Origin of the sequence: Streptomyces genisteinicus (assembly GCF_014489615.1) — a bacterium.
Lineage (GTDB): Bacteria > Actinomycetota > Actinomycetes > Streptomycetales > Streptomycetaceae > Streptomyces > Streptomyces genisteinicus.
In genome coordinates this window covers 7,303,784-7,323,010 of the sequence record NZ_CP060825.1, presented here as the reverse complement: position 1 = coordinate 7,323,010, position 19,227 = coordinate 7,303,784, and the positions used below count along the sequence as shown (strand labels likewise).

Here is a 19,227-nt window from a genome sequence, read left to right as displayed (position 1 = left end):
CGGGCACGCCCCCGTCCGGGCACGCCTCCGTCCGGGCACGACTCCGTCCGGACGCGGAACCGCCGCCGGGCGGGGGCGGTACGGGCAGGCGGGACGTTCTCGGGCGGCGCGGCGCGGCACGGGGCGCGGCACCGGCAAGGCGGCGCGGCGCGCTGTGGGCGGTCCACCGCGGGCGGTGGCGCGTGGCGGCGGGGCGTGGCCGGTCCGCGCGTGACGGCGGGGCGTGGCGGGGGCGGTCGACCGGTCCGGCCGCCGGGGGCGGGAACCGCCGGACCACCGCCGCGGCTCGAGGGCCACGGCGGGTGGGAAGCCCCGGCGCCGGGGTTCAGAGGCTGACGTCGCCCGGCTGACGGGCCGCGACGCCCAGGTGCTCGCCGACGCGGTTGACCATCAGGGTCATCTCGTAGGCCACCTGGCCGACGTCCGCCTCGGCCGAGCTCAGCACGCACAGGCAGCTGCCGTCGCCGGCGGCGGTCACGAAGAGCATGGCCTCGTCGAACTCGACCATGGTCTGGCGGGCCCGGCCGGCACGGAAGTGGCGGCCCGATCCGCGGGCGAGGGAGTGCAGTCCCGAGGAGACGGCCGCGAGGTGCTCGGCGTCCTCCCGCGCGAGCCCGGTGCTCGCTCCGGTCACCAGCCCGTCGTTGGAGAGCACCAGCGCGTGCGTGATGTGGTCGACCCGCTTCGTCAGGTCGTCCAGGAGCCAGTCGAGTCCCTTGTCCAACGCCATCGCCGTCCTTCCCCCTCGTACGTTCCCCGTGGCCGTACGTCTGGCGCAAGCCTTTCGTACGCGGCGCTCCTCGGCAAGGTCCTCTCGCCGCGAAGCGGCACCGCCCGGCCATGATCCGCGCAGGTCCGCCGCATTTTGGCGGATGCCGGGGGGCGCGTTCGGCTGTGCGATCCGTGCGCCGGCGCACGCCGTCTCGCCGTGCAGGCGCACCCGCCGGCGCCCGGAACCGTCGCGTCCGCGCGGCGGCGCGCACCGGAACCCACGCGGTCGCGCAGGTGCGCACATCAGGAACCGACGGAGTCGAGCAGTCGGGCGGTGTGCACACGGCCGGCGTACTCCACGAGCCGGACGAGGACCTCCTTCCCCGAGTCCTTGTCGCGCGCGTCGCACAGCACGACCGGTGTGCCGCGGTCGAGATCGAGGGCGCGGGCGACCTCGTGGGCGCCGAACGACCGTGCCCCGGGGAAGCAGTTGACCGCGACGACGAACGGGATCCCGCGGTGCTCGAAGTAGTCGACCGCGGGGAAGCAGTCGCCGAGGCGACGGGTGTCGGCGAGGACGACGGCGCCGAGCGCGCCCTGCGAGAGCTCGTCCCACAGGAACCAGAACCGGTCCTGCCCCGGGGTGCCGAAGAGGTAGAGGGAGAGTCCCGAACGGATGGTGATGCGGCCGAAGTCCATGGCCACCGTCGTCGTGGACTTCCGCGCGACGCCCTCGGTGTCGTCGACCCGCGTGCCGGCCTCGCTGAGCGGTTCCTCGGTCCGCAGGGGCCGGATCTCGCTGACGGCTCCGACGAGCGTGGTCTTGCCGACCCCGAACCCGCCGGCGACGAGGATCTTCAGCGCGAGCGCGCCGCTGTCCGCGCCGCCGCCGGCTCCGGCTCCGGGCGGGTCCTCCGTGCCGTCCGCGGCGTGCGGTCCGGACGCGTTCGCCGCGGTGTGCGGGTCCGGTGCAGTCTGCGGGTCCGGTGCGATACGCGCGCCTCGCGCGGTCGGCGTGGTGTCAGCGGCCATGCGTCGTCACTCCCAGATGTGGTCGGGCCGGAGCAGCGGTGCGGCGGTGGGATCGGGCGGGGGCACGGGAAATTCGCCTGCGGGTGCCGCGGCCGGCGGCGAGAATCGGCCGATGGAGAGGTTTCTGGAGACCGGCCGGCTCGTTCTGCGGGCGTTCGGCCCCGATGACGTGGACCGTGTGCTCTCGCTCGACGGGGATCCGGACGTCATGCGCCACATCAACGGCGGACGCCCGGTGTCGCGGGAGGAGATCGCCCGTGACACCCTGCCGGCGCTGCTGCGCAGCTTCCCCTGTCTCGACGGGGCGCACGGCGAGGGCCGCGGTCACTGGGCGGCGCAGGACCGTGCCTCGGGCGACTTCCTCGGCTGGTTCGAGTTCCGGCCGACGGCGCCGGACAGCGCCGAGGAGGTCGAGCTCGGCTACCGGCTGCACCGGCGCGCGTGGGGGCGCGGGCTCGCCACGGAGGGCTCCCGTGCCCTGATCCGCCGCGGGTTCGCCGAACTCGGCGTGCTCCGGGTGACGGCCACCACGATGACGGTGAACTCCCGTTCGCGGCGGGTGATGGAGAAGTCCGGGCTCGTCCATGTGCGCACCTTCTTCGAGGAGTGGCCCGAGACGATCGAGGGGTCCGAACACGGCGACGTGGAGTACGCCGTGAGCCGCGAGGACTGGCTGCGCGGGGCGGCCGCCGCGGGCCGAGGAGCCCCCACCGGCCCGTGACCGGCCCCACTCACAGGGCGCGCAGGCCGTCGATGACCTCACGCAGGATCCTTTCGTCGGGCAGTTGTGCGGGGGCCACGGGGCTGCTGACCTTCACATGACCGGCTTCGAGGAGGTCCCCGAGCAGCACCCGTACGACGCCGACCGGCAGGTCGGCGTCGGCGGCGAGTTCGGCGACGGACTGGGTCTCGCAGCGGCACAGGGACAGCAGCGTGCGGTGCTCCGGGCCGAGAAGCGACTCCTGCGCGTCCGGGGCGGACCGCTCGTCCACGACGACCAGCGCGATCAGGTCGAACCGCACGTTGGCCGGGCCGGGCTTGGTCCTGCCCCCGGTCATCGCGTAGGGGCGGACCAGCGGCCCCGCGTCGGCGTCGTACCACTGGCTGCCGGGCGGGACGGCCGTGCCGCTCACGGCGAGCTCACGCGGGCGGGGGTGCGCAGATGTTCGCCGACACGGTTCACCAGCCGGGCCATCTCGTAGGCGATGAGGCCGATGTCGGCGCTGACGGCGGTGAGCAGCGCGAGGCAGGACCCCTCCCCCGCCGCGGCGACGAAGAGGAAGCCGTCGTCCATCTCCACCATCGTCTGCCGCACGCCGCCGGCCCGGAAGTGGCGTCCGGCGCCCTTGGCCAGGCTGTGGAACCCGGAGGCCACGGCGGCCAGGTGCTCGGCGTCCTCGCGGCTCAGGGCGGCGGACGCGCCGACGGGCAGTCCGTCGCCGGAGAGGACGACGGCGTGGCGGACCTCGCCCACCCGGACGACCAGATCGTCCAGCAGCCAGTCGAGGTCACCGAACCGGTAGTGGCCCGTCGCCGGCTCGTGCTCGGTCATGTGCGGTCTCCTTCACTGCGGGGAACGGCCCGGCCGGGTGCGGGGCCGGGCTCCGGCGCCGGTCCGCGGCCGGGGAACGGCTCCGAGTGCCCCCGGCCCGGGGCCCCGGGCCCGCCCTGGAACAGGCGGGGGTCGGGGGGCGCGGGACGGGGGTCGGCGTGTGCCGGGCGCGGCACGGAGCGGGCGGAGTGGGGGTGGGCGGCGCGGTCCTCCGCGGATGGCGGGCCGGGCGGCGTGCCGCCGCCGCGCACCCAGCCGTCGCGGTAGGCCGCCATCCGGTCGCGGACCAGTTCGGGGGTGCGGCCCCGGTCGTCCGCGCCGGACGGGCCGCCGGGCTGCGACTCGGCGCGCGGGGTGCCGCGCAGCTGCGGCACGAGGTGCGTCTGGCGCACCCGGCGCGGCAGTTCGCCCTCGGCGACGGGGGCGGCGGGCACCCCACCGGGACGCAGCACGCGCACCGAAGGGGCGGCGGGCGGTGCCGCGTGCGGGGCCTGGAACACCGGGGCGGCGGGCCGGCGGGGCGGCACCGCTCGGGTGCCGTCGCCGGGCGGGGGCGCGTCCGGGTGCCGGGGCAGTCCGGTGACGGGCCGGGGGCCGGGGCGACCGGGGAACGGGGGGTGGTGCCCCGGGTCCGCGGACGGGGTGCCCGCCGGGTGGCCGGAGTCCTCGGCCGCCCCGGCCGCCGCGCCGGCGCGTCCGGGTCCGAAGAGTGCGCCGGGCGCACCGGGCGCACCGGGTACGCCCGTGGGGCGCTGCGGGCTGCCGGGCGTACGCGTCGGGGGGCGTTCGCCGGCGGGCGTACGCGACGCGGGGTGCGCGCCGGCGGGCGTGCCTGACGACGGGTCCGCGTGGCCGGGCGTGCGGGACGACGGGAGCGCGTCGGCGGGGGTGCCCGGCGCTGGGTGCGCGTCGGCGGGGGTGCTGCCGTGCGCCGCGGTCAGGGCGGGGTGCGCGCCGGACGGAGCGGCGGGCGTCCCGGACGCGGTGGCCGGCAGTCCGGCCGGCGACGGGCCGGCGATCGGGGCACCGGGTGACGGCCGCCCGGTGGCCGTGGCCGCGCGGTCCCCGCCCGGCAGCGGGGCGGGCTGGAGCAGCGTGGTCGGCAGCAGGACCACCGCCGTGCTCCCGCCGTACGGGGAGGTGCCCAGCCGGACCCGGATGCCGTGCCGGGAGGCGAGCCTGCTGACGACGAAGAGGCCGAGCCGGTCGCTGTCGAAGAGGTCGAGCGCCTCCGACTCCTCCAGCTTGCGGTTGGCCTCCGCGAGGGCCGCCCTGCCCATGCCGAGCCCCCGGTCCTCCACCTCCAGGGCGTAGCCGTTGCCCACCGGTTCGCCGGTGATCCGCACCTTGGTGTGGGGCGGCGAGAACTGGGCGGCGTTCTCCACGAGTTCGGCGAGCAGGTGGGTGACGTCGGCGACCGCCGTGCCGTTCACCGACGCCTCGGGCAGTGTGCGCACCTCGATGCGGGCGTAGTCCTCGATCTCGGAGACCGCGGCGCGGACCACACTGGTCAGCGGGACGGGCGTGCTCCACGCACGGCCCGGGGCCGCGCCGGAGAGGATGATCAGGCTCTCGGCGTGGCGGCGCATCCGGGTGGTGAGGTGGTCGAGCCGGAACAGGTCGCCGAGTTCGGCGGGGTCGTCGGCCCTGCGCTCCATGGCGTCGAGCAGGGCGAGCTGGCGGTGGACCAGGGTCTGGCTGCGCCGGGCGAGATTGACGAAGACCCCGGAGATGCCGCCGGCCAGTTCCGCGCGTTCGACGGCCGCGCCGAGCGCCGCCCGGTGCACGGTGCCGAGTGCCTCGCCCACCTGCCCGATCTCGTCCTCGGCCGGCGGGCCCGCGGGCGCCTCGGCGTGGATGTCGATCTGCTCCCCGGTGCGCAACCGGGCCATGGCGTGCGGCAGTTTGCGGCGTGCGATGTCGAGCGCGCCGTTGCGCAGGGTGACGAGTTCGACCACGAGTCCGCGGCCGATGCGCACCGAGATCACCAGGGAGGCGACGACGGCCACGAGGCCGAGCGCGACGGCGGCGCCCGCGGCCGTGAGCAGGCCGTTGCCGGCCGGTTCCGCGCGGTCGGCGGCACGGCGCGCGGTGGACCCGATGTCGCGCAGCGCGCCCGCGACCGCCGCGCGGGACCGGTCCCATTCGGCGGCGGAGACCACGCCGGCGGCCTGCCGTCCCGCGGGAGCGGCACCGATCCGGTCCTCGGCGGCGCGCAGATCCCGGTAGCCGGCGCCACCGGCGAGTTCGCGCCAGGCGGCGCGCGCGGGTCCGCGCAGGTCGGCCGCGGCCGCGTCGAGGAACGCGGTGCGTGTGGCGGCCGCGCCGGTGAAGAGGCGGAGGCGGGCCGCGGTGAACCCGCCCGAGAGCCGGGCGGAACCCAGCAGCGCGTCCTGCCTCGCCAGCATCTCCCCGGCCCGGTCGAGTTCCAGCAGCACGCGGGCGTCGGAGGCCGACCGTCCGCCGTCCCGCAGGGCGGCGGTCGCCGCGGTGACGGCGAACGCCGCCTCGACCGCCGTGCCGTACGTGTCGTACGCCCGCTCCCAGGACGCCGTGCCGCCGGCGGCGGCCCTGCGGGTGCCGTCCAGCGCGCCGGCGGCCTCGGCGAACGCGGTCAGCCGGTCGGCGAGTTCGCCCGGCACCGCGCCGGCCGCGGCGACGGTCCGGCCGCGGTCCGGGCCGAGTGCGCGCAGGGCCGCGTCGGTGCGCTCGGCGGCGGACCGCAGCGCGGCGGCGCGTTCCGCGTCGGGTGCGGCGATCTGCCGCAGCGCGGCGAGGCGTTCGGTCTCGAGGGCTGTGACGGCGGCGGCGACCGGAGCGCCCACCTGCGTCTCGACCTGGCGCAGCAGGCGCAGGGCAGCCATGTCCTGCGCGGTGGTGACGGTGGCGAATCCCCACAGCGCGAGCAGCGAGAGGACGGGCACCATCAGCAGGCAGATCACCTTCGCCCGCACGGTCCGGGCACGAAGCACCAGGCGTCGCGTCCGGCGGTCCGGCGGCCCCTGGTCCTCGGGGGCGGGCGACGGGCGGTGTCCGGTGTGTTCGACGGCCGGGGCACCGGCGTGGGCACGCCGTCCGCGGCCGGGACGCGCCTGCGCGGGCGGGCTCTCGCCGTCCTGGGGGGTGCGGGGTGTGTGCATGGCCTCCTCGTTCCGGGTTCCGGCTGCGGGGTGGGACGGCGGCCCCGTCGCCGATGGGGCGTCGGTGCCGGTGGGTGGGGCGGGCTGCCGGGCTCGGGCGGCCGGGGGCGGCGGCGTGGCCGCCGGTGGGGTGCGGTGGCGGGACGGTGCGCCTGGGTCGTGCGCAGGAGTGGTCGGGTCGTGGTGCGTCGGTGCGGTGGTGGAGCGCGGTGGTGTGGTGGTGCGGGGTGGCCTGGTTTTGCGGGGGTGGTGCGGTGCGCGGCGGAGTCAGGCGGATCGGGGGGCTCGGCGGGGCGGGCCGGGGACGGGGGCTCAGGGGGCCGCGGCGGGCGTGCGCGCCACGGTCGGTGGGGTGCCCGGCTCGTGAGCCGGGTAGCCCGCGGTCTCGTACGCCGCGCGTTCGCCGGCCGTCGGCGACAGCGCGACGAAGGCGGCGGTCACGAAGAGGTAGGAACCGAGGCCGACCGCGAGCGGGAAGATGAACTGCATGGTGCTCGCCCCCGGAAGTGCGCCCGCGGACGACGCCACGTCGACGCGGACGGCCAGCATCCCGGTGTAGTGCATGCTGCTCACCGCCGCGCCCATGACCAGCGAGGCCACGGCCACGGCCACGGGCGACCTGATGTTGAGGGCCGCCCACAGCGCGGCGGTGGCGGCGACCACGGCGATCACCACCGACAGGGCGACGAGCACCGGGTCGTAGTCCACGTCGCCGTGCAGACGCAGGGCCGCCATGCCCAGGTAGTGCATGCTGGCGACGCCGACTCCGGTGGAGACCCCGCCGACCAGCAGGGCACGCCGCCGGTCCTTGCCGTAGCCGACGCAGAAGACGCCGGCGCCGACCACGAGCATCGCCACCAGGAGACTGAGGATGGTCAGCGGAACGTCGTAGCGGATGTCGGTGCCGCGGACGGCGAAGCCGAGCATGGCGACGAAGTGCATCGTCCAGATGCCGGTGCCGATCGCGGACGCGGCGGTCAGCAGCCAGTTCCGGCGGGATCGGCCGGTGGCGGCGAGCGCGCGCACGGTGCAGCGGAGCCCGAGGGCGGCTCCGATGACCGCCATCAGGTAGGAGAGCGCGGGTGTCAGCACGCCGAACGCGGCGTGGTCCAGGTGTCCCATGGCTCAGGGACGCTAGTCCGGTGGAGTGGCCGCTCCCGGGGCGCAGTTCGAAAGCTGATGGAATGTGACAGGCGGATGTCCTGTGGCGATCGGACAGCGCTCGAATATGCGCCCACTTCAGTCGATTCGGTCGGTACGCGGAGTCCGGACGACGGGTTCGAGCCGTCGGAACCGGACGACGGGTTCCAGCCGCCGGGCCGGGCGGAGGGACCGAGCCGCGGGGAGGGACCGGGCCGGGGGGCGGAGGGACCGGGCCGCGGGGCGAGGCCGGGGGTGACGTTTCCTCGCGTCTGCCGGATCATGGACGGATGGCCGACGACCGCACCCGTGTACAGGAATTCTTCGGAGCCCGCGCCGCGGACTGGGACAGCAGGTTCCCCGACGACGGCCCCGCCTACGCGGCGGCCGTCGGCCTGATCGGGCTGCGCGGCGGTGATCGGGTCCTGGACGCCGGGTGCGGGACGGGGCGGGCGATGGAACCGCTGCGGGCGGCCGTCGGCGCGGACGGCGTGGTCATCGGCATGGATCTGACGCCCGCCATGCTCGACGCCGCGCGTGCCGCCGGACGCGGCGGCAGCGGCGCGCTCGTGCAGGGGGACGTGGCCCGTCTTCCACTGCGCTCGGGCGCCCTCGACGCGGTGTTCGCGGCGGGGCTGATCGCCCACCTTCCGCACCCGGCGGCGGATCTGCGGGAGTTGGCCCGGGCCGTGCGGCCCGGCGGGACGCTCGCGCTGTTCCACCCCATCGGCCGGGCCGCGCTCGCCGCCCGGCACGGACGGACCCTCGGCGCCGACGACCTGAGGGCGGAGCCCAACCTCCGCCCGCTGCTGGCGTCGTCGGGGTGGCGAACGCTCTCGTACACGGACCGCGACGACCGCTTCCTGGTGCTGGCCGAGCGCCTGGACGACTGACCCCCGCGCCCCGGCGCGCCCCCGCTCCGCCCGTTCGAACTCCGTTGCCGGGTGGAAGACTTGATGTGTCAGCGGTATACGCCGACCGCATCGTCCCGGGGAAGGTGGTTCCACGTGATCGCCGTTCGTCCTGCGTTCGCCCGCCTGCGCAAGGTCTTCGCCGCCCATCCGCCCGTTCCCGTACCGCCCCCCGACCCGTCCCGGCCGCAGCACAACGTCTTCGAGGCCGCCGCGGCCTACGTGACCGCCAGCGTCGAGGACGACGAGGACCGGCTCGACGAGGTGTCCGGCTGGGTCGCACCCGACGCCCTGGTCTTCGGGATCAACGAACTCGCCTGCCGGGCGGTCATCGCTCTGGCCAGGGAGCGCGACGAGCCGGTCGAGGCCGTGGCACGCGGTCTGCTCGGCCTGCCGGGCACGGAACCGTCCCGGCCGGTGTGACGGCCTTTGGCCCCCTCCGCCTCTCGACGCGCGGGTTACCCACTGGTTAAGGTGCGCCGACGAACGATCGGACGGGGAGGTAGCCGTGCCCGGGGCGGATGAAGCCGTGGACGACGACGCGCTGTACGTACTGACGGCTGTGCTGCTCACACCCGCGCAGTTCCCCGGCGTGCTCGGGGACGACTATCCCGAGGCGTGCCGGGCGCTCGCCCTGGAGCCGTACGCGGAGGGGTACGGCCTGGTCATCGGGCAGGACGCGCAGGGCGCTCGCTGGACCGTCGTGGTGGACGACGTCTCCCTCGTGGCCGTCGCGATCGCCTCCTGGGACTGCGGCATGGAGTACGACCTGTCGCCCGACGAGCACTCCGTCGTCGCCGCGCTGCCCGGCTGGCCGCTGGAGCTCGCGGTCGCCGCGCCGGGTGTCGCGGCGCCGCACGATCCGGAGCCCGAGGAGGGCGACCGGCCGCCGCTGAGGCCGCCGGACACCGAGGAGTGGGGGCCGGCCCAGCGCAGGATGGGCGCCGACGACGTGGCCCGGCAGTGGGACGAGTGGCGGCAGCAGACCGACCGGGGCGAGGCGGTGGAGCCGGACGGCACACCGGAACACGCCGGACCGGACGGCGCGCGGGAAGCGGCGGGACAGGACGGCACGGAGCAGCCGGCGGCCGGCGACGGAGACGAGACCGAGGACGAGGAGCGCCTCGCGGCCGGCCTGCGGCGCGCGCTGCGCGAAGCCCGCGCCTACGGGGACACGCCTCCGCCGCCCGGCCGGGTGCGGTCCGCCTTCGCCCCCGGCGGGGCGCGCACGATCCGCGCGGACGGGCCGGGCTGGTCGCTGGTGGCCCGGACCGACGACATGGCCTTCGTGCTGCTCGACGACGAGCCGTGCGAGGTGATCCCGGTGCCTCGGGGGCCGCAGCTCGCCGCGCTGCTCGACGCTCTGGAGAAGATCGCGCTGCACCCCTCCTGACGCCGTGAAGCGCCCGCGCGCGCCTGCCCGGGGCCCCGCAGCGGGTGCGCGTCCGGCGGGGCAGCCGGGCGCCGCCTGCGGGTGCGCGGCCCGGTAACGGGGCCGCGCACGCCGCCGACGGCGGGCTGGGCCGGGCGGACGCGGGGGTCTCAGCGCCCGATCTCGCGCCGGGACACCCGGCGGAGTCTGCGGCGCTGGCTCGGGTCGAGCATCAGATAGGCCGCCGCCGGTACGCCGAGGACGACCAGCAGGGACAGCCAGAATCCGATCAGCGGCATCAGGAGCAGGCCGACGGCCACTCCCCCGATGACGACCTTGGTACGTGTCGACATGTCGTCGCCTCCTTCGCGGCGGTGGCCGCCTCTCTCCGTGGAAACGCTCGGTCGCCGTCCGTGGTTCCCTGCCCTCGTCGCCGCGCTCGCACCGCCTCGTCGCCGCGCTCGCACCGCCTCGTCGCCCCGCACGCACCGCCGGGACAGCGGCACCGCAGCCGCGGCCCCGGCGCGCTCCGGCGCGGGCGGACTCACGCGCGGGCGGAGCCACCCCTGGGCGGGCTCACCGGCGGGGCCGCCGCCTCACCCACGGGCCGCGCCCGCGCGCCCGGGGGCGCGACGGGCCGCCCCGGACGGGTCCGCGGCCTCCCGGATCGTCCCGTTCCCGGCCCCGGTCGCGTCCGCCCGGCCGCCTGCGGTGGTCCCGGTGGCCGCAGCGGTCCCGGTGGTCCCGGCGGTCGCAGCGCCCGTCGCGGTCCTGGCAGCCGCAGCGCCCGTCGCAGTCCCGGCTGCCGTCTCCGCCGCGGCGGGCACGGGTGCGTCTGCGGGAGTGCGCAGCGGTTCCCCCACGTCGTGCAGGTGGGCGAGTGCCTGACGGTAGGAGTCGACGAGTCCGGTCTCCGCGTAGGGAACCGCCAGCGCGGCGCAGTGGGCGCGGACCAGTGGCCGGGCCAGGCGCAGGTGCGGGCGCGGCATGCTCGGGAAGAGGTGGTGCTCGATCTGGTAGTTCAGCCCGCCGAGCAGCCAGTCGGTGAGACGCCCGCCCCGGATGTTGCGGGAGGTGAGGACCTGGCGGCGCAGGTGGCCCCAGTCCCTGCCGTGCTCCCCGTCCGGCATCTCCATGCCCTTGTGGTTGGGGGCGAAGGCCATGCCGAGGTGCAGCCCGAGGAGCACCTGATGCAGCAGGGCGAAGACCAGGGCGCGCGGCAGGGGCATGGCCGACAGCAGCAGCGCCGCGTAGCCGGTCAGGTGGGCCGCCAGCAGTCCGGCCTCCAGCACGCGCCGCCGCGTCCAGTCGCGCGCCGGGACGCTCCGGGCGAACACGGAGCGGAAGCCGTAGACCTTGAGGGCGATGCCCTCGAGGGTGGTGAGGGGGAAGAACAGCCAGGCCTGGTGCCGGGTGAGGAAGCCCCGCAGCCCGGTGCGGCCGCCCGCCTGCCGGCGGGTGAAGACCAGGACGTCGGCCACCACGTCCGGGTCCTTGTCGACGTGGTTGGGGTGGGCATGGTGCCTGTTGTGCTTGTCGTTCCACCACTCCCGGCTCATGCCGAGCAGGAGGTTCGCGTGGACGAGCTGGATCGCCCTGCTCGCACGCCGGTCTCCGGTGATCTGCGCGTGCCCGGCGTCGTGGCCGAAGAAGGCGGCACGGGTGGAGAACAGCGCGAGGAGCGGGGCGAACAGCAGCACCCACCAGGACCCGCCGGTCAGCGCGACGCCCGTGGCCACGGCCGCGAGGGCGAGCAGGTTGACGGCGATGCCCCGGGCGTACCAGCCCGGACGGTGTTCCAGCAGCCCCTGCTCCCTGACGGTGCGCAGCAGCGGGGCGAACTCGCTCACCGGGCGGGGGCGGTTGCCGGAGGCGGTCGGCTCGGTGGGCGGGTCCCCGAGGGTGACGGCGGCCTGGGACATGGAAGGACTCCGGTCTGTGGGGCGGGCAGGGGGCGCGGACGCGGCGGGACCCCGCCGCGGGCGGTTCCGGGGGCGTGCCCCGGCGGAGCAACCGCGGCGGCGTGCGCTCGGGCCGGTGTTCCGTGTGCGGTCCCGGCCCCAGAAACGTACGGATCGGACCGCGGCCGCGACCATGGCGTCACCACCCGGCCCCGTGCGGGGGGACACCCGCCGCCGGGGGTGGTGCCGACGCCACCCCCGGCCGACTCGCCGTGACACGGATCACGCGCAGAAGACGCCCGGTCCGGCGCCTGCTGGGGTACCCTCGGCCGCTCCGGTCCCAGTAGTCAAATTTGAGGAACGCATCGTCGCTGTGCACAGGCACCCTTCGGCACCACCGCCCCCGCCCGTCGCCACCCCCCTCGCGCCCACGGCCGTCGAGGCCCTCGCCGCCCTCCCCTCGCTCTTCCTCCCCGGTGACCCGGCACGCACCGGACGCATCGCCTTCCTGCTCCCCGGCGACACCCCCGGCGCTTCCGGCGCCCGCGGGCCCGGTCCGGACGGAGTGCCCGCCGGCCCGGTGGAACGGCTGACGGTGGTCACCGGCGACGGCCTCGCGACCGCCGAGGCGGACGCGCTCCTGCTGTCCGTCGCCGACGCCCTGCCGGTGCTGACCCGCGCACGCGTCTGCCCCGGGGCCTCCCCGGCATCGGCGTTCTGGGGCGCCGCCGCCGTCCTCGCGCTGCAACTGGCCGCCCGTGGACTTCTGCTGCCCGGCCTCAGCGGCGCGGAGCGGGACGCCTGGCGGATGGGCCCGCTCGCTCCCGAGGACCTCGGCCGGCTGCGGCGGCTCGCCGCCTCCATGCCGCCGTCCGCCCACGCCGTACCGCTGGACGCGGACGCGGAACCGCTCCTGATGCCCGAACCGGAGCGGCTGCTGCGGGACTTCGCCGACGCGGTGGCCGACGCCCTGCCGCGTTCCCCCGCCGCCCCGGCGGCCGCGGGCTCTCCCGCGTACGCCGCCGCCGAGCCGCAGCACGTGCCCGGCCACCGCGACTGGGCGGCCGACATCGCCGCCGGTCACGACGCCGGTGTCCGCCTGTCGCTGCGGATCGAGGTCCGCGGAATCGACGCCGCCGGCACCGCCGAAGGTACCGGCACCGGCACCGCCGAAGGCGCCGGAGACACGAGCACGGGCACCGGCACCACCGGCGACACGGTCCCCTCCTTCCGCGCCGTGGTGCAGGTCCACAGCGTCGCCGACGCGGCGGTCGTCGCGGACGCGGCCGACCTCTGGTCGGGCACCGGAGCCGCGGCCGCCGCCTTCGGCCCCCGGGCACGGCTGGACGCGCTCCTGGCACTGCGCCGGGGCGCGCACGCCTGGCCGCCCCTCGCGCCCCTGCTGCACGCCGCCGTGCCCGACGCCGTCGAACTGGCCGACGAGGAGGTCGCCGACCTGCTGCGCGGCGCGGCGAAGGCACTCGCCGCCGCCGGCCTCCAGGTGCACTGGCCGCGCCACCTCGCCCGCGGTCTCACCGCGCACGCCGTGGTCGGCGGCCCGGTCGGGGCCGGTGCCGAACCGACGGAGCACGGAGGCCGGCCGCGGACCGGCCACGAGTCCTCGGGCCTGCCGTCGTTCCTCTCGGCGGACGCCCTGCTCGCGTTCGACTGGCGCTTCACCCTCGGCGACCGGCAGATCTCCCGCGACGAGCTGGACCGCCTGGCGGAGGCGGGACGTCCGCTCGTGCGGCTGCGGGACGAGTGGGTCCTGATCGACCCCGAGGAGGTGCGCGGCGCACGGGAGTTCGAGGACCACCGGCTCACCCCCGTGGACGCCCTCGCCGCGGCGCTCACCGGCTCCGCCGACGTGGGCGGACGGCGCGTCGAGGTCACGGCGACGGGGGCGCTGGAACGCCTGCGCGCCGGCCTCGCCGACCCGGAGGCCCCGGCGGGCCCCGCGGCGCTCCGTCCGGACATCGCGCAGCCCGCGGCACTCGCCGCCACCCTGCGCGACTACCAGCTGCGCGGTCTGAACTGGCTGCACCGTATGACCTCGCTCGGCCTCGGCGCCTGCCTCGCCGACGACATGGGCCTGGGAAAGACCATCACCCTGATCGCCCTCCATCTGCACCGCCAGACGGATCCGTCGGCCGCCGGTCCGGCGCTCGTGGTCTGCCCCGCGTCGCTGATGGGCAACTGGCAGCGCGAGATCGAGCGGTTCGCGCCCGGCACCCCGGTGCGGCGCTTCCACGGCACGTCCCGTTCCCTCGACGGCCTCGCGCCGGACGAGGTGGTGCTGACCACCTACGGCACGATGCGGCTGGACGCCGAACGACTGGCGGACACCGACTGGGGACTGCTCGTCACCGACGAGGCGCAGCACATCAAGAACCCCTACGCGGCCACCGCCCGCCGCCTGCGCACGATCGGCAGCAGGGCCCGCGTCGCCCTCAGCGGCACCCCGGTCGAGAACAACCTCTCCGAGCTGTGGGCCATCCTGGACTGGACGACGCCCGGCCTGCTGGGCCGTCTCGGGACCTTCCGCCGGCGCTACGCCCAGGCCGTCGAGGGCGGCACCGACCCGGCGGCGGCCGCACGGCTGTCGGCGCTGGTCCGCCCCTTCCTGCTGCGCCGCCGGAAGTCGGACCCGGGCATCGCCCCCGAACTGCCGCCCAAGACGGAGACCGACCGCGCCGTGTCGCTGACGGCCGAACAGGCCGGACTGTACGAGGCGGTGGTGCGGGAGGCGCTGGCCGCCGTGGCCGGCGCCGAGGGGATCGAGCGCCGCGGGCTCGTCGTCAAACTGCTCACCGCCCTGAAGCAGATCTGCAACCACCCCGCGCAGTACCTGAAGGAGGACGTCCCCGGCGCAGCCGGCCGGTCCGGAAAGCTCGAACTCCTCGACGAACTGCTGGACACGATCCTCGCGGAGGGCGCGGGCGTCCTCGTGTTCACCCAGTACGTGCAGATGGCGCGGCTGCTGCGGACACATCTGGCGGGCCGGGGCGTGCCGACGCAGTTCCTGCACGGCGGCACCCCGGTCGCCGAACGGGAGGCGATGGTGGACCGCTTCCAGCGCGGTGAGGTGCCGGTCTTCCTGCTGTCGCTGAAGGCCGCGGGCACCGGTCTGAACCTCACCCGGGCCGAACACGTCGTCCACTACGACCGCTGGTGGAACCCGGCCGTCGAGGCGCAGGCCACCGACCGCGCCTACCGGATCGGGCAGGACCGGCCGGTTCAGGTGCACCGGCTCATCGCGGAGGGCACCGTCGAGGACCGGATCGCCCGGATGCTCGAACGCAAGCGGGAACTGGCCGACGCGGTGCTGGGGTCGGGCGAGGCCGCTGTGACGGAACTGACCGACGCCGAGCTGGCGGAGCTCGTGGAACTGCGAGGAAGCGGACGATGAACCACCACGACCACGACGACTACGAGCAGCGCGGCGACCACGACGGGCGGCGGACGGCGGCCGGACCCGAGGGCGGCGGGGTGCTCACGTTCGAAGCGCTGCCCCCGGCGCGGGGACGCGGCTTCGCCGAGACCTGGTGGGGCCAGGCGTGGCTGAAGGCCCTGGAGGACTCCGCGCTCGAAGGCGAGCAGCTGAAGCGGGGCCGGCGGCAGGCACGGGCGGGCGCGGTGGGCGCGCTCACCGTCCGCCCGGGGCGCGTCACCGCGGTGGTGCGCGACCGGGACGGGACGGCGTACCGCGGCGACGTGCTGCTCCCGGTCCTCGACGACGAGGAGTGGGACCGCTTCCTCGCGGTCGCGGTGGAACGGGCGGGGCACATCGCGGCGCTGCTCGACCACGACATGCCGCCGCACCTGGTGGAGGACGCGGCCGCCGCCGGGGTCGACCTGCTACCGGGCATCGGGGACCTGGAGCCCGAGTGCTCGTGCGACGCGTGGGACCTGTGCCCGCACACGGCGGCGCTCTGCTACCAGGTGGCCCGGCTGCTGGACCGGGATCCTTTCGTGCTGCTGCTGCTGCGCGGGCGCGCGGAACGGCGGCTGCTCGACGACCTCCAGTCGCGCAGCGCCGCGCGGGCCGCCGCCCCGGCCGGACCCGCGGACGACGTCCCCGGTCCCCTGCCGTCGGTCCGGGCGGACGAGGCGTTCGCCGCGCAGGGCATCCTGCCGGCGCTGCCCGACGCGCCGCCGCTGCCGGACGGGGCGGGGCCGCCGCCCGCGCTGGACACCCAGACGCCTCCGGCGCCCGGCGTCGACCCGGACGCACTGGAGTTCCTGGCCGGGGACGCGGCGGCCCGGGCCCTGGTGCTGCTCGCGCAGGCACTCGGACCCGGCCACGCCGAACGGCCGCCGTCGCCCGCGCTCACCGCGGACCAGGACGCGGTGCGGATGGCGGCGGCCGCCCCGCCGCCCTCGGTCGCGGCCCGGCTGGCGGCCGCGACCGGGCGCTCGCCGGCCGCCCTGGAGCGGGCGGCCCGCGCCTGGCGCCACGGCGGGGCGGCCGGACTCGCCGTCCTGGAGACGGACTTCGCGCCCGGCGAGGCAGAGCTGGCGCGGGCGACGGCCGCGCTGGAGTCGGCGTGGGACGGCCTCGGCGCCGACTCCGGACGCCCCCGGCTGCGGGCCGCGGGCACGTCGCGCTGGACCGTGGTCGGCGAGCATCTGCAGTTGCGGCTGGGTCCGGACGGGAGCTGGTGGCCGTACCGCAGGGAGCGCTCGGCCTGGGTGCCCGCGGGCCCGCCCTCGCCCGACCCGGCGACCGCCCTCGCGTCGGCAGCGGGGTTGGACCGGGAGCCGGACGGCGCGGAGGAGGACGCCCGGGAGGCGGGAGGCGCCTGAACGCGGCCCCGGGGACGGGGACTTGCGTGCGAGACGGGGAACGGGGCGCGCGAAGCTCGGCGCCGGGGCGGGGCCCGGCGGCGGGAAGCCGGATACCCGGGGCCGCTCGCGCACGAGGCCGGACCCGGTGGGTGAGCCACCGGTCGCGCACCAGGTCCCCGGGGCCCTCGCGCACGAGTCCGGATACCCGGGGGCCCAACGCACACGACGAGCCGGGGCGGGAGGCGCGCGTCGTCGCGTCCGGCGGCGGTCGGCCGCTGCCGCCACCGCGCCGCGCCGGGCCCGGGCGCACCCCGCCCATCCGTCAACTACCGCTCCCCCCATGCCCGTTGATGCAGCACGCCTCCTGTCGCGCGTCGGTCCGCGCCAGTACCGTATGGGCTCGCGCCGCCGCCCGACGGCCGCGCTCGGCGACATCCGCACGGCCGGTGTCGCGTGGCTCCGCGCCGCGCGACCCCCGGCACGGGATGCTCATGGTCCCTGACACCCCCACAGGTCACACCGACAGGAGAGGTCCCATGGACCGCAGAAACCTGCTCCGGGGCGCCGCGGCGACGGCCGCCGCCGGCTTCCTGCTCCCGGCCCCCCACTCCCCCGCGGCCGCCGCGCCGCGGGCGGCCGCGGACTTCCCCGCCGCGGAGTGGACCCCGGCGGCGGCGTCCAACCGCACGGCGTCGACCAGGCCGACGGCGTACCCCGTCCAGTACGTCGTCGTCCACGTCACCCAGGAGACGTACGCGGACACCCTGTCCATCTTCAAGGACCCCGCCCGCAAGGTGTCCGCGCACTACGTGGTCCGCTCGTCCGACGGCCACGTCGCCCAGTGCGTGCAGGAGCGCGACATCGCCTGGCACGCCGGGAACTGGGACTACAACACCCGCAGCATCGGCATCGAGCACGAGGGATGGGTGGACCGGCCGGCCTACTTCACCCACGCGCTGTACGAGCGCTCCGCGGCGCTCACCGCGTACGTGTGCGACCGCTACGGCATCCCGAAGGACCGGGCCCACATCATCGGCCACCACGAGGTGCCCGGCGCCACGCACACCGACCCCGGGCCCCTGTGGGACTGGAGCCGGTACATCCGCCTGGTGAACTTCGCCTGACGGCGGACCGGTCCGCGGCCCGGTCCGTGGCCACCAGTCCGCGACCGGCGTCCCACGGCTCCCGGTCCGGGCGCGGCCGGACGTCCGGGCCGGCCGCGTCCGGCAAGCGTCCGGGCCGGGTCCGGCAAGCGTCGGGTGCCGACCGGTGCCGACCGGTGGCCTGGCGAACTGGTCCGCACCGGACGCTTGTCGGCGGCCGCGCACCGCGTCACGATGGGCGCAGGGAGGCCGGAGTGAGCGACACATGGGTGGCCCTGGAGGCCGGAGCCGATCCGGCCGAGCGGAGCGCGGCGCTGCGCAGGGCCCACGACGCGTACCTGACGGCCGGCCGCGTCGAGCTGCCGGTGCGTCCCGAGGTCGCCGACTCCTGGCGCCGTTCCGCGCACGCCCGGGTCAGCCCCGAGGGGCTGGCCGGGGTGGAGCTGCACGGAGACGATCTCGGCGCCTACCGCGACGCCCACGCCCTCGCCCGGGTGATGCCCGTCATCCGGGAACTCACCGGCGCCTACGCCCGGGACGGCGAGCACCTCGTGGCGGTCTGCGACGCGCACGGGCGGCTGCTCTGGGTGGAGGGCCCGGCCGCGACGCGCGCCAGGGCCGACACCATGAACTTCGTACCGGGCGCCCGCTGGGCCGAGACGGCCGCGGGGACGAACGCGCCGGGCACCGCGATCGCCGTCGGCCGGCCGGTGCAGGTCTTCGCCGCCGAGCACTTCCGCAGGCACGTCCACGCGTGGACGTGCGCGGCCGCGCCCATCCACGACCCGGCGACCGGCCGGGTGCTGGGCGCCGTGGACATCACCGGCGGGGACCGGCTCGCCCACCCGCACAGTCTGGCGTTCGTCGGGGCCGTCGCCCGCGCCGCGGAGTCCCAGCTGGCGCTCCTCGCACCGCCCGCACCCGACCCGTGCGCCCGGCTCACCGCTCTGGGCCGGGACGAGGCCCTGCTCACCGCCGGGAGCCGCCGGCTGAGGCTGTCGCGCCGGCACAGCGAGATCGTCACCGTGCTGGCCGGCCGGCCGGAGGGCATCGGCGGCGACGAACTCCTGGTGGAGCTCTACGAGGACGAGAGCGTCACACCGGTGACCCTGCGCGCGGAGCTGTCGCGGCTGCGCCGGCTGCTGGGTCCCGACGTGCTGCGCTCACGCCCGTACCGGCTCGCGCTGCCCGTCGAGGCGGACTTCGACACGGTGGCGCGCAGGCTGGCGGCGGGCGCGCTGACCGGCGCGCTGGGAGCCTACGCGGGGCCGCTGCTGCCCCGGTCCCAGGCACCGGTGGTGGCCCGGCTGCGCGAGCGGCTCGCGGACGGGCTGCGCGCCGCCCTGATCGCCCGTGGCGATCCGGCGCTCCTCGCCGACTGGGCCTACAGCGCGTGGGGAGGCGACGACCTGCCCGTCTGGCACGCGCTGGCGTCCGCGCTGCCGCGCTCCCAGCGGGCGCCGGCACTGGCACGGGCGGCCGCGCTGGACGCCTGGCAGCGGTCGTGAGGCACGCAACCCGGCTGCAACGTCGCGGCTCCTAGCCTCCTCGCGAGCGCCGTCCGACGGCGGGCGGCG

15 protein-coding genes and 1 pseudogene are annotated in these 19,227 nt (G+C 76.7%); 8 read left to right on the top strand and 8 right to left on the bottom strand.

What is annotated here, in order from left to right; translation table 11 throughout:
* Positions 1–325: 325 nt before the first annotated feature.
* Positions 326–730, bottom strand: a complete 405-nt coding sequence (locus tag IAG43_RS31315) for a roadblock/LC7 domain-containing protein (RefSeq protein ID WP_187744014.1) — start codon at positions 728–730, stop codon at positions 326–328.
* Positions 731–1,014: 284 nt separating this feature from the next.
* On the bottom strand, positions 1,015–1,743 hold the full coding sequence (locus tag IAG43_RS31310) for a GTP-binding protein (protein WP_246574646.1): 729 nt from the start codon (positions 1,741–1,743) through the stop codon (positions 1,015–1,017).
* Positions 1,744–1,855: 112 nt separating this feature from the next.
* Between IAG43_RS31310 and IAG43_RS31305 the strand changes: the two genes are divergently transcribed.
* Complete coding sequence (locus IAG43_RS31305) at positions 1,856–2,464, top strand: GNAT family N-acetyltransferase (RefSeq protein WP_187744013.1); 609 nt, start codon at positions 1,856–1,858, stop codon at positions 2,462–2,464.
* A 10-nt stretch (positions 2,465–2,474) separates the two neighbouring features.
* Here the strand turns inward: IAG43_RS31305 and IAG43_RS31300 are convergent, their stop codons facing one another.
* The 4 genes from IAG43_RS31300 to IAG43_RS31285 all read right to left on the bottom strand — a co-directional run bounded on the left by IAG43_RS31300 (position 2,475) and on the right by IAG43_RS31285 (position 7,557).
* Positions 2,475–2,876: a DUF742 domain-containing protein gene (locus IAG43_RS31300; RefSeq protein ID WP_187744012.1), complete on the bottom strand. Its 402-nt coding sequence runs from the start codon at positions 2,874–2,876 to the stop codon at positions 2,475–2,477.
* Positions 2,873–3,295, bottom strand: a complete 423-nt coding sequence (locus tag IAG43_RS31295) for a roadblock/LC7 domain-containing protein (RefSeq protein WP_187744011.1) — start codon at positions 3,293–3,295, stop codon at positions 2,873–2,875. Before IAG43_RS31295 ends, IAG43_RS31300 begins: the two co-directional genes overlap by 4 nt.
* A complete protein-coding gene (locus tag IAG43_RS31290; protein ID WP_223006008.1) occupies positions 3,292–6,435 on the bottom strand; it encodes a sensor histidine kinase in 3,144 nt (1,047 codons plus the stop codon). Before IAG43_RS31290 ends, IAG43_RS31295 begins: the two co-directional genes overlap by 4 nt.
* A gap of 312 nt (positions 6,436–6,747) precedes the next feature.
* Positions 6,748–7,557 carry an MHYT domain-containing protein gene (locus IAG43_RS31285; protein WP_187744010.1) on the bottom strand — a complete coding sequence of 270 codons (810 nt, stop codon included), beginning with the start codon at positions 7,555–7,557 and terminating at the stop codon, positions 6,748–6,750.
* A gap of 308 nt (positions 7,558–7,865) precedes the next feature.
* Between IAG43_RS31285 and IAG43_RS31280 the strand changes: the two genes are divergently transcribed.
* The 3 genes from IAG43_RS31280 to IAG43_RS31270 all read left to right on the top strand — a co-directional run bounded on the left by IAG43_RS31280 (position 7,866) and on the right by IAG43_RS31270 (position 9,879).
* A complete protein-coding gene (locus IAG43_RS31280; protein WP_187744009.1) occupies positions 7,866–8,468 on the top strand; it encodes a class I SAM-dependent methyltransferase in 603 nt (200 codons plus the stop codon).
* Positions 8,469–8,582: 114 nt separating this feature from the next.
* On the top strand, positions 8,583–8,909 hold the full coding sequence (locus tag IAG43_RS31275; protein WP_187744008.1) for a hypothetical protein: 327 nt from the start codon (positions 8,583–8,585) through the stop codon (positions 8,907–8,909).
* Between the two features lie 85 nt (positions 8,910–8,994).
* The gene (locus tag IAG43_RS31270) at positions 8,995–9,879 is read left to right on the top strand and encodes a hypothetical protein (RefSeq protein ID WP_187744007.1); all 885 of its coding nucleotides are present in this window, start codon (positions 8,995–8,997) and stop codon (positions 9,877–9,879) included.
* Between the two features lie 149 nt (positions 9,880–10,028).
* On the opposite strand, the gene IAG43_RS31265 is transcribed toward IAG43_RS31270, so the two are convergent.
* Positions 10,029–10,211: a hypothetical protein gene (locus IAG43_RS31265; protein WP_147986076.1), complete on the bottom strand. Its 183-nt coding sequence runs from the start codon at positions 10,209–10,211 to the stop codon at positions 10,029–10,031.
* Positions 10,212–10,700: 489 nt separating this feature from the next.
* Positions 10,701–11,780 (bottom strand): annotated as a pseudogene (locus tag IAG43_RS31260) (fatty acid desaturase family protein); the annotation flags it as partial.
* Between the two features lie 352 nt (positions 11,781–12,132).
* Between IAG43_RS31260 and IAG43_RS31255 the strand changes: the two are divergent.
* The 4 genes from IAG43_RS31255 to IAG43_RS31240 all read left to right on the top strand — a co-directional run bounded on the left by IAG43_RS31255 (position 12,133) and on the right by IAG43_RS31240 (position 19,158).
* Positions 12,133–15,168: a DEAD/DEAH box helicase gene (locus tag IAG43_RS31255; RefSeq protein ID WP_246574645.1), complete on the top strand. Its 3,036-nt coding sequence runs from the start codon at positions 12,133–12,135 to the stop codon at positions 15,166–15,168.
* Positions 15,165–16,565, top strand: a complete 1,401-nt coding sequence (locus tag IAG43_RS31250; protein WP_246574644.1) for an SWIM zinc finger family protein — start codon at positions 15,165–15,167, stop codon at positions 16,563–16,565. Before IAG43_RS31255 ends, IAG43_RS31250 begins: the two co-directional genes overlap by 4 nt.
* Before the next feature lie 518 nt (positions 16,566–17,083).
* A complete protein-coding gene (locus tag IAG43_RS31245) occupies positions 17,084–17,671 on the top strand; it encodes an N-acetylmuramoyl-L-alanine amidase (protein ID WP_187744005.1) in 588 nt (195 codons plus the stop codon).
* 233 nt (positions 17,672–17,904) lie between these two features.
* Complete coding sequence (locus tag IAG43_RS31240) at positions 17,905–19,158, top strand: GAF domain-containing protein (RefSeq protein WP_187744004.1); 1,254 nt, start codon at positions 17,905–17,907, stop codon at positions 19,156–19,158.
* The last annotated feature ends 69 nt before the right edge of the window (positions 19,159–19,227 follow it).